Origin of the sequence: Marinobacter alkalisoli, assembly GCF_045449795.1 — a bacterium.
GTDB lineage: Bacteria > Pseudomonadota > Gammaproteobacteria > Pseudomonadales > Oleiphilaceae > Marinobacter.
Genome location: NZ_JBJJLB010000028.1, coordinates 60,783 through 74,508 on the forward strand (window position 1 = coordinate 60,783; position 13,726 = coordinate 74,508).

Below are 13,726 nucleotides of genomic sequence, written 5' to 3' on the forward strand. Positions count from 1 at the left end.
CCCAACATACATTGATAGTAATTCGCATTTAGATTATTCTGCAGGCCCTCAGCAACCATCCTTCAGACCCAAGAGAGCCTGCATGTCTGCGTTCTTCAAAGTATCCGGCCTGGGTGTGCACATCGGTGACGCCGCCATCCTTCGCAATATCAACCTTGAGTTTCGCGAAGGCGAAGTCACCGCCCTGCTCGGACACAATGGCTCCGGCAAGTCTACATTGCTGAAAATCCTGGCTCGCCAGATGTCTCCGTCGACCGGCGATGTCAGCGTGCTGGGCACGTCGTTCAACGGTACCGGAGCCCGGGAGTTCGCCCGCACGGTGGGTTACCTTCCCCAACACCCACCCGGAACCGACGGCCTGACGGTCAGGGAACTGGTGGCCCTTGGCCGCTACCCGTGGCGGGGTCCGCTGGGCCGTTACAACGATGAGGATTACCGACTGATCGACCAGGCCATCGACGATACCGGGCTCGGCCGTTTTCAGCATCGTTCCGTGGATACCCTGTCGGGTGGTGAACGCCAGCGTGCCTGGATCGCTATGTTGCTGGCCCAGCAGACCCGCTGCCTGCTACTGGATGAGCCGATTTCCGCGCTTGATGTAAAACATCAGGTGGAAACTCTGCGGCTGGTCCACCGCCTGGCCGAAGAGCGGGAGTTGACCGTGATAGTGGTATTGCACGACGTGGACCTCGCCGCCCGTTTCTGTGACCGCCTGGTGGCACTGAAAACCGGCGAACTGGTTGCCGACGGCAGCCCGAGCGAGATTATGGACTCCGGCATTCTCGAATCCATTTACGGTGTGCCCATGGGCGTTATGGAGCGGGCACCGGGACAGTGGGTTTCCTATGTTCACTGACCGCCAGCCAACACGCCTGATCGCGACGCTGCTTCTGATCCTGCTGCCCATGCTGGCCAGCGCCGCAACCTGGCAGCATGAATACGGCACCCTCACCCTTGACGAACCACCGAAACGGGTGATTACCCTGAACTGGGCGGCCACCGAAGCCCTGTTGCTTCTCGGCGTCACCCCCGTCGGGGTGGCGGATCGGGATGGCTACTCGGTCTGGGTCAAGGAACCGGAACTGCCGGATGGCGTAGCCGATATCGGCACCCGGGTGGCGCCAAGCCTGGAAGCCATCGCCGAACTGAAACCGGACCTGATTGTCACCAGTTCCGAAATGGCGCCGGCCGCCGATCTGCTGGAACGGATCGCCCCCACCTACGTGATCAGCGTGTACAGGGAGGGAAGCCAGCCGTTCGACAAGGCCCGGGAAATGCTGCTGACACTGGGCGACATGCTGGATCGCGAGGCACGCGCGGAAGCTATCCTGGCGGATATAGAACGGACCCTGAAGACCCAACGCCAACGCCTGGAAAACGCCGGCATGACTGATAGGCCGGTCGCCCTGGTGAACTTCCTGGACGATCGACATGTGCGGATCTATGCCCCCAACGGCCTGTACCAGAGAGCTCTTGAGGGGCTTGGCCTGACCAACACCTGGTCACGGCAGGGCAACTTCTGGGGTTTTTCAGTGGTCGGGCTTGAGGCGATTGCCCCCTATGAAGACAGCCGTGTCGTGGTGATTTCACCAACCCCGCCCGGACTGTCGGATAATCTCGCCAGCAGCCCGTTCTGGACTTACCTGCCACCAGTAAAGCGTGAGCAGATCTATCAAGTGGACGCCACATGGCCATTTGGCGGCGTGTTTCCGGTTAAACGACTCGCGACGCAGCTTGCCGACAGCTTGTTGGAAGGAGGGGCCGACAATGTACGCTGACACTTCCCCCCTGCCTTCGGCACGCCCGACCATTCCGGCCACACTACCAACGGCAGCGGTGATTCTCTGGCTCGGCGCGCTCATCGCCAGCGCCACGCCCTGGCTGAATCAGCTGGAGCCTGCGGCGCTGCTTTCCGCATTCTGGACATTCGATCCCGATCAGTACGCCTCGGTGCTGGCCCATTACAGCTGGGCGCCCCGCGTATCCATAGCCATTCTGATCGGCTGTGGATTGGGCCTGGCCGGAGCCGTCACCCAGCAGATCCTCGGCAACCCCCTGGCGTCTCCCACGACGCTGGGTGTCGAGGCCGGCGGCCAGTTTGGCGTCACCGTGGCCACCCTGTTTGCGCCCGGCCTGCTGGCATTCAGCCCGGACCTGGCCGCCATGGGAGGTGGTTTGCTGGCTATCGGACTGGTCGTCGCACTGACCTGGCGCCTGGGCTTTTCACCGGTGACGGTCATTCTCGCCGGCCTGGTGATTACCTTTTTCCTGGGCGCCATGAATATGGCCTTCCTGCTGCTTAAAGGGGAGTGGCTCGGCAACCTGTTCATCTGGGGGGCTGGCTCCCTGGTTCAGAGTAACTGGGAGCCGTTCATGGACCTCTGGCCGCGGGTACTGGTGCTCGCATTCCTCATGTTACTGCTGATTCGACCGTTGCAGTTGCTTCAGTTGGGGCAGGCATCCGCCAGCTCACTGGGCGCGCGGGTGGCGTTGATCCGCATGCTGGCGCTGTTCCTGGTGGTATTGATGAGCACCACGGTGGTCGCCCGCGTCGGCGTTGTCGCGTTTATCGGGCTCGCAGCGCCGGTGCTCGCCAGACTCCTGGGCGCACGTACCCTGGGCAGCCGTTTGCTGTGGAGCACGTTAATGGGCGGCGGACTGCTGCTATTGGCCGACACCCTGGCGCACTGGGCTTCCACCTGGGGTGATGGCTCCCTGGTACCCACCGGAACGACCACAGCGCTGATTGGCGGGCCGGTCATCCTCATGGCCCTGCAAAGCTTCCGGAATACCCACCATATGCCTGGCCAGGAATCGAGCCCGGCTGGCTTCCTGCCGAAACGACGCTCGCCCTTCATGGTCAGTGGCGTTGTTGTGGCTCTGCTGCTAATCACCATAGTGGTGTCCATGAGCTGGTCCCCGGGGCTGGAGGGCTGGAACTGGACGGCCATCAGCCAGTGGCACGAAGCCTGGGTCTGGCGCGGCCCCAGGCTGCTTGCGGCAACTCTTGCGGGCGTCGCCCTGGGGCTGGCCGGCACGCTGATCCAACGCATGACCGGCAATCCCATGGGTAGCCCGGAGATGCTGGGCATCAGTGGTGGCGCAGCCCTGGTTATGGTCATGATCGTGCTGTCCGGCCTGGAAGTCGGGCGCGTCGGTCAGGTTGGCTCCGCCACCCTCGGCGCCGCCTCGGCGCTCGGCCTGCTGATCCTGTTGGCACGCAAGCACCGGTTTGCCGGCAACCAACTCCTGCTTGGCGGCCTGGCGTTGTATGTATTCATGGATGCGGGGCTGCGACTGGTGATGGCCTCGGGTGGCACCGTGGCCTCCCAGCTTCTGAACTGGATGTACGGCTCCACCTGGCTGATTTCGGAGAATGAAGCCTTTGGCCTGATGGCATTTGTTGTCCTGATCTGCGGGTTTCTGTGCCTGGTCGTCCGCCCCCTGACCCTTTTGCCACTCGGCGACACCTCCGCATCATCGCTGGGCTTGCCGGTTGCCAAGGCTCGTTTGCTGCTTCTGCTGGTCGCGGCGGTGCTGACCGCTTCCGCCACGGTGGTGATCGGGCCGCTGAGCTTTGTGGGACTGATTGCGCCCCACCTGGCCCGCGTGCTTGGCCAGCAGACGGTTGGCCGCCAGATGGTGGTCGCAGCCCTGGTCGGCGGGCTGCTGCTTGCCGCCGCCGATTACCTGTCCCGCATTGTGGTTTATCCAGGTCAGTTGCCAGCGGGACTACTCGCGGCCCTGGTCGGTGGCGTCTACTTCCTGTGGGGGCTGAGCCGCCATGGTCGGGCCTGAACCGGAACTCCGGCAGTGGCCGGAGCTGTATCGCCAGTTGCTTGTCGAGGCCGGGCTGGATCGGGACACGGAACTGGCCGCAGCCCTGCAACCTCAGGATACCAACCGGCCGGCGCTGTTCTCCCTGTCACAGGCCCTCCACCAGCCAGATTTACTGAGGCAGCAGGTTCGCGCCGATTACCCGGACGCACAAAGCGGCCGAGCCGTCACCGCGCGTTTGTCTGTGCTGCAACAGGAGCTTGTCCTGAACATCATCGCGCCTCTGACCTTACGGCTTTTTCTGCATGGGGAAGCGCCCCTGCCGGATCCCGACCGGATCTTTTTCGGAGCATTGCGCCCTGGGAAGGAGCAGCCATCACGCTGGTTTCAGGCAACCACCTTGGCCCCGGTCAACGTGAGTGATTTTGTCAGTGGCGTGGAAGCACGGGTGAATGCCTGGTACCCGATATTCCGGCAGGCACTCGGCGTGAGTCCTGGCGCTTACTGGAGCAGTATCGGGCTGGGGCTCAGCGCGCCGTTCTCAGTGGTATGGAACCGTGGCGAGCCGGCTGCCGTTTGCCGGCTGGCTCAATCATGGCTGAAACAGTTCGAGTGCGATGCCAACCGTTTTATTGACTGGATTCCCGCAGAGTTCAGCGGCCATTCATGCGCTCTCCCTCAGCGCAAGGGCTGCTGTCTGCAGTATCTGTTACCGGATGGCGGTTATTGCGGGACTTGCGGTATCTATCGAAAGGAACGCATGGCAACGCTCAGCCACCAAAAGCCGAGATCAACACCAGCCCAATGGCAGCCAAACCTATAAGCAGCCCGGAACTTGCGGCTATTTTTAATCCTTCAATCATTTCCTGCTCGGGTGTCATTCCCTGCCCTCCCTTCAGTCTCTGCAGTCGCTGATCAAAAAAGTATGGCCAAGCCGGCTTTCCCTGACTGATTCCATGCCGGAGCAGGAAGAGCGCTCCTGCTCCGGCCCGCGATCAGTACCTCCAGGAAACCGTCAGGTTGGCGTTGGCCGGCTCTCCGTAAAAGCCCTGGGCCGAGGCGCCGAACTTCTTCAGGCTCTCGATGTATTTCTCGTCAGTGACGTTGTTCACATTGAGTGTGGCATTCCAGTTGCGGGCAAAGTCATAGCTGGCCATCAGGTCCAGAACGGCGTAGCTGCTCTGCTCGGTGACAATCGTGGCCCCGGTATTCGGACCAACCGTGGCAACGCCCTGATCCTGGCTGATCCCTGACTGCCAGCGTATCTGACTGCCCAGCTCAAGGCCGGTCACACCAGGCACTGTCCAGGTACCGCGCAGTTGCGCCAGATGCTCCGGAATAAATTCCCGTGTCGAGTGTCCATCCGCGTCTTCGATATTGACCCAGGTATACCCGGCAAACACCTGAATGCGATCAGTCACATCCCCCACAAACTCCAGCTCAACGCCTTCACTGCTGATCCCATCAACGCCACGGTAGAAGGTATCCACACCGTTCTCAAAAGTACCTGCGGCCTCGGCCAGGTTCTCCTGTTTGGTCCGGAAAATGGCCGCAGTTGTGTGAACGCGGTCATCAAGGAACTCGCTCTTCAGCCCCAGCTCATAATTCACGCCGTCAATCGGGTCCAGACGATCCCGGTTGATGTCCTCTTCCGTTTGCGGAGTGAATATTTCGGTGTAGCTGGCGTACACGGAATGATTGCGGTTGAGATCGTAAATCAGCCCGGCATAGGGGGTATCAATTGCGTCATAGCTGGTGTCTTTGCTATTGCCGTAATTGGTACCCTCGGAATCCAGCCAGGTCAGACGCACACCGGTGATGGCCGTCAGGCGATCCGTCAGTGACCAGCGGGAGGCCAGATAGGTGCTGATTTCCTTGTCGGTCCAGTCGGATCCATCCACACCCGCATCGAACGTCGGTTTGGAATAGTTACCGTCCCACTCCTCCAACGGCGGCAGCGGATTCCCGATACCCTGGCCGTAGCGTGATTCATCTTCGGTTTCCGAACGTGACCAGGTTGCCCCCAGAACCAGTTCATGGGTGCGATTGGCCAACTGAAAAGGCCCGGTGGCATAGGCATCCACCACCAGCTGCTCCACGTTCAGGTCATACTGACTGGCGTAAGCCATCAGCCCCTCGCCGGTTTCCCGGTCGGGCACACCAAACTGATAGAACAGCTCGGATTCGCTGTCCTTCTCAAGGCGCAGCACCGAACCCCGGGCTTGCCAGCCGCCACCCAGCTGTTGCTGCAATTCAATAAAGCTGTTGTGATTGGTATTGTCCCAATAGGACCAGTCTGAGGCCGTGCTGGTGGAGCGCTTGAAGTCCGTTGCCGATCCATCGGTGTAAAACAGCGGCAGGGCCCCCCAAAGCGGGCTGTCAGTATCAGAGGTTTGAGTGGCATGCCCCAGAGTCAGTAATGTGGTGTCGGTGATGTCAGCCTCCACCACACCATAAAACATCTGTTTCTCGTTGCTGTAGCGATCGAGATAGGAATCCCGATCCTGGTATCCCGCGACAACACGGCCACGAACCTTGCCAGACTCAGATACTGAACCGGACAGGTCACCGACAATACGCCGATTGTCCCAGGAGCCTCCGGTCACAGCCACGGAAGCCTGTGTATCCGCCGTGGGTCGTTTGCGGATGAAGTTAATCGTGGCTGACGGGTTGCCAGAGCCGGTCATCAGGCCGTTAGCACCGCGGAGCACTTCAATCCGGTCATAAAAAGCGGTATCCAGGTCGCCCTGAACATTGTCATAAACTGCAGGCAGGCCCACGCCGTCGTATTGGAAGTTGTTGATATCAAAACCACGAGCGGTGTAATAGGTGCGGTCCGTTTCTACCGATTCGACAGTTACCCCGGTCGCGCCTTCAAGCACGTCGTTCACATCATCCTGACCAAAATCGTCCATCTGCTCGCGGGTAATGACCGTCACAGCCTGCGGAGTTTCCCTGTGGGACAGGTCCATTTTCATCGCAGTGCTGGTTGTACCGGCTTTGTAGCTACCGGTGGACTCGGAAGACTCCGCTCCCCTGTCTGCGGACACCTGAATGGCATCCAGTGTGGTGGTTTCCTGCTCCTGGGCGACAGAAAAACCGGGCAAGCTGGCCCAGAGGATGGCACTGGCCAGTGCTTTGCGGCGAAAGCCGGTGGTCGGGGACTGCGGCATGACTTCTCTCCTGACTCAGAATGATGACAAACGGCGCATATATTAATGCGAATCATTATTATTTTAAACATCGAACAATAATTAATTCTGAATAGACTGGGCTCGTCTTTACAACTCGCACCTGAGCTTGAGAGTGCTACCCTGAAGAATGGCCCCCGGTAACGCACAGAGGACAGGCATCATGGTCGAATTATTCAGGTCGGCAGCAACATTGACACTGGGCGTGGGTATGCTGGGATGCCTTCCCTATGCCGCCCTTGGCGACACATTTACTTCGAACAAGGCAAACTTCAGGCTGGAGACCATCGCCACTGGCCTGGCGTACCCCTGGAGCCTTGCCTTCCTGCCGGACGGTTCGCAACTGGTGACCGAGCGTGAGGGCCGATTGCGTCGTATTGCGGATGGAGAGCTACTGAACATCCCCATTCAGGGATTGCCGGAGCTTGTAGTGTCTGGCCAGGGCGGTTTGCTGGACATTGCTCTGCACCCGAACTTCGAGAGCAATCAAACGCTGTTCCTCAGTTACGCCCACAAGATAAGCCGGGAGGGCATGACCACCCGCGTTGCCAGGGCGACACTCAACGGAAACCAGCTTGAGGATGTGGACGTCATCTTCGAAGCCATGCCGCGGGGCAACACCGCCCGGCACTTCGCCGGTCGCATGGCATTTGACGCTGACGGCAACCTGTACGTGGCCGTGGGTGATCGGGGCGAGATGGATCGCGCACAGAAAACCGATGACGATGCCGGCGGCGTCCACCGCATCACCACCAACGGCGACCCTGCTCCCGGCAATCCGTTCCTGGACGATTCCGCCGTCAACGATACCTTCTTTACCTACGGCAACCGCAACATTCAGGGCATGACTGTTCACCCGGATACGGGTGAAATCTGGAGCCACGAGCACGGCCCCCGGGGCGGCGATGAGATCAATATCATCCGCGCCGGCCACAATTATGGCTGGCCCAGGGTGACCTACGGAATCGACTATTCTGGTGCAACCATCTCGGGCAAAACCACCATGGAGGGCATGACCGATCCCCTGCACTACTGGGATCCGTCCATTGCCCCGTCCGGCATGGCGTTCTACACCGGGGACCAGTTTCCGGAGTGGAAGGGTGACCTGTTTGTAGGCGCTCTCAAGATGCAGAAACTGGTTCGTCTGGGCATTGAGAACGAGGAAGTGACAGAAGAGGAAGACCTTCTGGAGACTCTCGGTGAACGTATCCGCGATGTGCGTATGGGGCCGGATGGCGCGCTGTGGCTGCTGACCGACTCATCCAAAGGCAAGGTCTACCGGGTGGTGCCGGCCCGGTAACCGCTTACGGTTATCAATGGGGGTCGTTGGTTCTTTCGGTCTTCTCGAACTGGGGAATGTCGTCAGTAATTTCGAACCAGTCGGATTTGGAGCCCACGAAGACGTGTTGCGCCGGTCCCTTGCCAAGCGGTTCGTTGATAACACCGACGCGTAACCGCAGGATGCCGGGTATGGCGTCCACGCGACTGTACAGGTGACTGCCACAACGACCGCAGAATGCGCGATATTTGCCGGGACGCGATTCGTACTCCCGGACCTGGTCTTCGCCACTGACGAAACGAAAGCGAATTTTCTGCACCGGCGCACTGGCGGAGAAGGCACTGCCGTGGGCACGGCGGCACTGGCTGCAATGGCACAGGGCAACCGGTCCCAGGGGACCTTCGTATTCAAAGGTGATGTCGCCGCATAGACACTGGCCGGTCAGCATGATTTGCCCTTTTGCTCCGCGCTGCTGTGATAGCTGATTGGGTTACAGGGCCGCCATGATACCTGCGGGCCACTTGAAGAACCAGTACGCGGACACCACATTAAAGACACAGAATTCGCAAAGGAGGACACCATGTCATTCAGCGCACTTCCAGAGATCGGTATGGGTACTTTTCGCCTGAAAGGCAATGACGCCAGAGACGCCGTCAAGAGCGCCTTATCCCTTGGCTACCGCCATATCGACACCGCCCAGATGTACGAGAACGAGGCGGAAGTGGGCGATGGCATTGTTTCCAGCGGCATTCCCCGCCGGGAGATTTTCCTGACCACCAAGATCTGGCACGACAAGCTCCACGCCAGCGACCTGATCAACAGCCTCCACGACAGCCTGGCGCGGTTAAAGACGGATCACGTGGATCTGGCATTGATTCACTGGCCCTCGCCGGGAGACGAAGTACCGATGTCCGAGTACCTGGGCGCGTTGCGGGATGCCCGGAGAGAGGGGCTGGCCGACCACATCGGTATTTCCAACTTCACCTGCGCCCAGATGGACCAGGCAAAGGATATATTGGGGGATACCCCGATCTTTACGAATCAGGTGGAGGTTCACCCCTTCCTCGGTAATCGCAAGGTCATCGAGCACGCCCGGGCACTGGACATCCCGGTAACAGGCTATATGCCACTGGCGGTGGGCAAGGTCATGGAAAATGACACCCTGATCCGTATCGGTGCCGAGCACAACGCCTCTGCCGCACAGATTGCCATTGCCTGGATAGTCTCGAAAGGAGTGGCTGCCATCCCGTCCTCCACCCGGCCCAGGCACCAGAAGGCCAACCTGGATGCCTTGAATATCAAGCTCAGTGAGGAGGAGATCGCCGCCATCGATCAACTGGACAGGAACGAACGCATCGCCAATCCCGGATTCGCTCCGAACTGGGACTGACAGACGCAAATGTCATGGGGCAAGACAGCCAAGGACAGCATCAACTGGCGTAAGTAGCATCCAGGTATTTCAGGATACGGGACGACTCAAATAACCCCTCGCCAGTATTGGGATCCTCCAGATACGGCACCTGCACGCGCTTGTGAACCTGAAAGAACGCGTCCCGCTTGCCACCCGGAATCGGCGTGTAGGGCCCTGGCTTGATACGCTGCTTTGCCGGCCCGATTTCGGTCCAGTGTTCCTTGCCCAGATTATGGATGGTGTAGGGAATCTCCAACTCACACAACTTCTCACGAACCAGGCGGGAGAAAGGACTGCCCTCAAAGCTCCAGAGGTGCAACGGTTGCTGCGGCGCTTTCGCAGGTGTGGCTCTCAGCCCCCGCAGGGCACTGGCGGCGGATGCCAAAGAACCGAGAGCCGGTTGGTAGGTTTTGCTCCGATAGAAGCCGGGTACTGATCGGTTACCGTACTCACGGAACAGGTAGGCCACGATGGACTCGGACTCATACATCACCGTGTCGGAATTCTCGTCCACCAGCAGAGGAAACTGCTGCTTGCCGCCGACAGCCTCGGCTTCCGGCCGGAACCGCCTTCCCCCTTTCGGGCATGGACGAATCTCAGCATCCAGATTCAGCGCAGTCAGCGCCTCCCTCACCCGGCGGCAGTAGGGGCAGGCCTCGATGTCATAGAGTACAAGCGGTTTCTCCGGTTGCTTCCCCTGCTTCACAACCAGGCAACCACGCCATGCCGCCAGTGATGAAGTGGCGACCGAACCCAGCACGTTGACGTTATGGACGAACAAATTGGACATGGTTGATGTCTCCCTGACGAAATAAGGTTGGCCGCCATTATCACTCAGGCACACAAATTTCCATTGGCTCACGGAACCCGGTGTCGTGTTCATACAGCGCACCTTAACTACCTGATTCCAAAGGGACCTTACAAGCCTTCACAAAAATGCAATATAAACAACGACTCTACTGGCATTTTTTAACGTCATGTAGAGCTTTTCCACATAGTATGATCCGCAAATTTGGGCTATTGTTGTCGAATAACACACGGATGGGTCCGGCCATGTTCACGTCAGCGATATTCCGCTTAAAACAATCTGTCTTCCGTTGCCAGCAAACGTCGCCTGATCGTCGCCCTGGCCTGCGCGCGCCGACAACGTTTGTCGCTGGCGCTGCCGCCTTTGCCCTGGCTTGCAGCCCGGTTGTTCTTGCGCAGGATGAGGCGACCAGATCCGAAACCAGAACCTGGAGCAATCAGGTCCGGGATTACGCCGTTGAGTCGCTGAGTAATGACAATGCCCTGAGCATGGCCGCCATCCCTCTCAATGGACCAGGTATTGACCAGTACATCAATGCCGATGCGCTGATGAGCCCCGGCTCAATCATGAAACTGGTCACAACATACGCAGCCCTGGAAATACTCGGCCCCACCCACCACTGGGATACCGATTTCCTGACGGATGGTCAGCTCACCGGCAATACCCTGGACGGCAACTTCTACGTCAGGTTCGGAGGCGACCCCAAGCTGACCCTGGAGCGGCTTTGGAGCACCCTGCGGGAACTGCGCGGCATGGGCGTCACAACCATCAATGGTGATCTGATCCTGGATGGCGATTACTTCGAAATTGCAGGCGGGCTGCCGACATTCGACGATAACGGTAACAACCCTTACGCTCCCTTCCTGGTGAAGCCGTCCGCAGTACTGACCAACCTGAACCTGATCCACTTCCAGGTTCGTGCCGACGAGCGTGGCACCCAGGCCTGGAGCGCCCCGGCCCTGAGTGAAGTGGTGATAGATAACCGGGTAACGGCCACCGCTGAAGGCCCCTGCCCTTCCCGCCGCGGCTTTACATGGGAGCCGGTGTTCCACACAGATCAGCGGGTGACCGTCCGGGTAACCGGTGAGTTGCCCCAAGGCTGTCGCACCACCGCTTACCTGTCACTGCTGCCTCACGAACAGTACACCGCATCGCTGATCCGCTCCCTGTTATCTGAGATGGGAATCACCCTGGCTGGCGACAACCTCACCGGGACCACCCCTGACGATGCCCGCCTGATGCTCAAAACCACGTCACCCGACCTGGTCACCATGGTGCGGGACATCAACAAGTGGAGCAGCAACGTGATGGCTCGCCAGTTGTTGTTGACGATTGGAGCGGAAAGCCGCGTCGAAGGCGAAGACGATGACCGGGTCACCGGGATTCGCGCAATTTACGAATGGCTGGAAAACAAAGGGGTGTCCACTGCCGGCATGGTGATCGATAATGGCGCGGGATTAACACGCCATGGCCGGATTACTGCCCGCCAGGGCGCCCAGATCCTTCAACACGCCTGGAACAGTCCGTTTTCCGCAGACCTGATGGCGTCCATGCCCCTGATCGCGATGGACGGCACCATGGCCAGGCGCCTGCGGAATGTCGGCATGGATGGCCTGGGCCGGATTAAAACCGGCTACCTGGAAAATGTCCGTTCCATTGCCGGTTTCACCCGCGATGAGAGAAATACCACCTGGGCTGTGGTCGGTATGGTGAACACCGATCCGGCCTGGAATGGCCAGGCCGTACTTGACCGCATTCTCTATTCCCTGCACCACCAGCCTCCGGTAGGAACCACCCTGTCCAAGGCAGAAGGTGGCCCTGAAATCCGCTAAAGGGCCGCCAGTTCCCGCCTTTTCTCACATTTTCTTGCCAACCTTTCATGTCGACAACACAACTGCCTGCTAATCTTATCCGTAGCACCAACAGACACTCTGGATAAGAGCGTCCATGTGCGACTCCGGATCAAGGCTGTACCCGGGAGTGTCGATCGTTCGGGTGGGGTACCTTTCCCCGTCCTTCACTGGAAGGAGATAGTGCATGAACAAGCATACTTCGATGTTAACCGCTACAGGCATCATCGGCATCGCGTTGGTGATGGGTGGTTGTGCCAGTTCCGGCGAACGACCGGATGGGGAGCTTCAGACCGCCGAATCCTCAATTCAGCAAGCCGTGTCATCGGACGCCCGGGATTTCGAACCCGTCCTGCTTAATCAGGCTCAGAACAGGGTTGCCGACGCAGAAGAACTCATTGAACAGGAAAAGTACATTGAAGCCGAACGCCTGCTGGAAAAGGCATCCGTCGATGCACAGCTGGCCGGCGCCAGATCGGACACGGCCAAAGCGGAACAAGCCGTTGAGGAGATTAACCGCAGTATCGAATCTCTTCGTGAGCGAATCGAACAACGCCAGTAAAGGCCTCAGCTGAGTAAGGAGATAGTTATGAACACACGCAACTTGACTCTGGGCATGGCTGTGGGCTTGTCGGTCTTCATGGCTGGGTGCGCCGGTACGCCCCCGGACAATCAAAAGGTCAACGAGGCACGCGCTGCTTACGAGGAAATCCGCAACGACCCCAACGTCGCCCGTAGCGGGGACCAGCAATTAAGGGAAGCCCGAGACCAGCTGGCCCGTGCCGAATCTCTGCTGGAAGATGGCGCTGAAATCGTCGAGATTGAACACGCGGCTTACCTCGCCAACCGGCATGCGCAAATTGCCGGTGAACAGGGTAAGCGGGCTCAATTGCAGAGCGAAATCAATTCCGCCGAGGAACGCCGTAAGGAGCTGGAACTGCGAATGAGTTCCTCCGCGGCAGAGGAGGCCCGGCGTGAAGCCGAACTGCTTCGTGCCCGGATGGCGGAAATGGAAGCCGAGCAGACGGATCGTGGCATGGTGCTGACACTGGGCGATGTGCTGTTCGACCTCAACCGTGCCGATCTCAAACCGGCCGGCGAACAAACCATTTCCCGCCTCGCAGATTTCATGTCGGAGTACGAAGAACGCCGCGTTCGCGTGGAAGGCTACACCGACAGCACCGGGGCTGCCTCGTACAACCAGGGGCTTTCGGAGCGTCGGGCCGAGGCCGTGCGCAATGCTCTGACGGACAGGGGCATCAGCCGGAGCCGGATCGAGACCCGCGGCTATGGCGAGGAGTACCCGGTTGCCAGCAACGACAGTGCAGCGGGCCGGCAACAGAACCGTCGCGTGGAAATCGTGATTTCTGATGAAACAGGTAACATCAAACGACGGGAGTGATGGCAGGA

Annotated in this window: 12 protein-coding genes; 9 read left to right on the forward strand and 3 right to left on the reverse strand. The window is 59.3% G+C overall.

The genetic code is table 11. The features are described 5' to 3' along the window. The first annotated feature begins 82 nt into the window (after positions 1 to 82). The 4 genes from ACJO3M_RS14105 to ACJO3M_RS14120 are packed head-to-tail and all read left to right on the forward strand — an operon-like array spanning position 83 to position 4,600. The gene (locus ACJO3M_RS14105) at positions 83 to 856 is read left to right on the forward strand and encodes an ABC transporter ATP-binding protein (protein WP_407002031.1); all 774 of its coding nucleotides are present in this window, start codon (positions 83 to 85) and stop codon (positions 854 to 856) included. Beyond that, a complete protein-coding gene (locus ACJO3M_RS14110) occupies positions 846 to 1,778 on the forward strand; it encodes an ABC transporter substrate-binding protein (protein ID WP_407002032.1) in 933 nt (310 codons plus the stop codon). Before ACJO3M_RS14105 ends, ACJO3M_RS14110 begins: the two co-directional genes overlap by 11 nt. Then, positions 1,768 to 3,798, forward strand: coding sequence for a Fe(3+)-hydroxamate ABC transporter permease FhuB (gene fhuB / locus ACJO3M_RS14115; RefSeq protein WP_407002033.1), 2,031 nt, complete (start codon positions 1,768 to 1,770; stop codon positions 3,796 to 3,798). Before ACJO3M_RS14110 ends, fhuB begins: the two co-directional genes overlap by 11 nt. Beyond that, on the forward strand, positions 3,785 to 4,600 hold the full coding sequence (locus ACJO3M_RS14120; RefSeq protein ID WP_407002034.1) for a (2Fe-2S)-binding protein: 816 nt from the start codon (positions 3,785 to 3,787) through the stop codon (positions 4,598 to 4,600). The genes fhuB and ACJO3M_RS14120 overlap by 14 nt, the downstream gene beginning before the upstream one ends. A gap of 172 nt (positions 4,601 to 4,772) precedes the next feature. Here the strand turns inward: ACJO3M_RS14120 and ACJO3M_RS14125 are convergent, their stop codons facing one another. Then, positions 4,773 to 6,950, reverse strand: coding sequence for a TonB-dependent siderophore receptor (locus ACJO3M_RS14125; protein ID WP_407002035.1), 2,178 nt, complete (start codon positions 6,948 to 6,950; stop codon positions 4,773 to 4,775). A gap of 229 nt (positions 6,951 to 7,179) precedes the next feature. Here ACJO3M_RS14125 and ACJO3M_RS14130 point away from each other — a divergent pair, with 229 nt between their 5' ends. Then, a complete protein-coding gene (locus ACJO3M_RS14130) occupies positions 7,180 to 8,268 on the forward strand; it encodes a PQQ-dependent sugar dehydrogenase (protein WP_407002059.1) in 1,089 nt (362 codons plus the stop codon). Positions 8,269 to 8,281: 13 nt separating this feature from the next. On the opposite strand, the gene ACJO3M_RS14135 is transcribed toward ACJO3M_RS14130, so the two are convergent. After that, positions 8,282 to 8,695, reverse strand: a complete 414-nt coding sequence (locus ACJO3M_RS14135; protein WP_407002036.1) for a GFA family protein — start codon at positions 8,693 to 8,695, stop codon at positions 8,282 to 8,284. 132 nt (positions 8,696 to 8,827) lie between these two features. On the opposite strand from ACJO3M_RS14135, the gene dkgB reads away from it, so the two are divergent. Beyond that, positions 8,828 to 9,637, forward strand: coding sequence for a 2,5-didehydrogluconate reductase DkgB (dkgB, locus tag ACJO3M_RS14140; RefSeq protein ID WP_407002037.1), 810 nt, complete (start codon positions 8,828 to 8,830; stop codon positions 9,635 to 9,637). Positions 9,638 to 9,677: 40 nt separating this feature from the next. Here the strand turns inward: dkgB and ACJO3M_RS14145 are convergent, their stop codons facing one another. Then, a complete protein-coding gene (locus ACJO3M_RS14145; protein ID WP_407002038.1) occupies positions 9,678 to 10,448 on the reverse strand; it encodes a glutathione S-transferase N-terminal domain-containing protein in 771 nt (256 codons plus the stop codon). 263 nt (positions 10,449 to 10,711) lie between these two features. On the opposite strand from ACJO3M_RS14145, the gene dacB reads away from it, so the two are divergent. From dacB to ACJO3M_RS14160, 3 genes are all read left to right on the forward strand, one after another. After that, on the forward strand, positions 10,712 to 12,298 hold the full coding sequence (gene dacB / locus ACJO3M_RS14150) for a D-alanyl-D-alanine carboxypeptidase/D-alanyl-D-alanine endopeptidase (RefSeq protein WP_407002039.1): 1,587 nt from the start codon (positions 10,712 to 10,714) through the stop codon (positions 12,296 to 12,298). 205 nt (positions 12,299 to 12,503) lie between these two features. Further along, positions 12,504 to 12,878 carry a DUF4398 domain-containing protein gene (locus ACJO3M_RS14155; RefSeq protein WP_406988486.1) on the forward strand — a complete coding sequence of 125 codons (375 nt, stop codon included), beginning with the start codon at positions 12,504 to 12,506 and terminating at the stop codon, positions 12,876 to 12,878. A 27-nt stretch (positions 12,879 to 12,905) separates the two neighbouring features. Beyond that, the gene (locus tag ACJO3M_RS14160) at positions 12,906 to 13,718 is read left to right on the forward strand and encodes an OmpA family protein (RefSeq protein ID WP_407002040.1); all 813 of its coding nucleotides are present in this window, start codon (positions 12,906 to 12,908) and stop codon (positions 13,716 to 13,718) included. Positions 13,719 to 13,726: the final 8 nt, after the last annotated feature.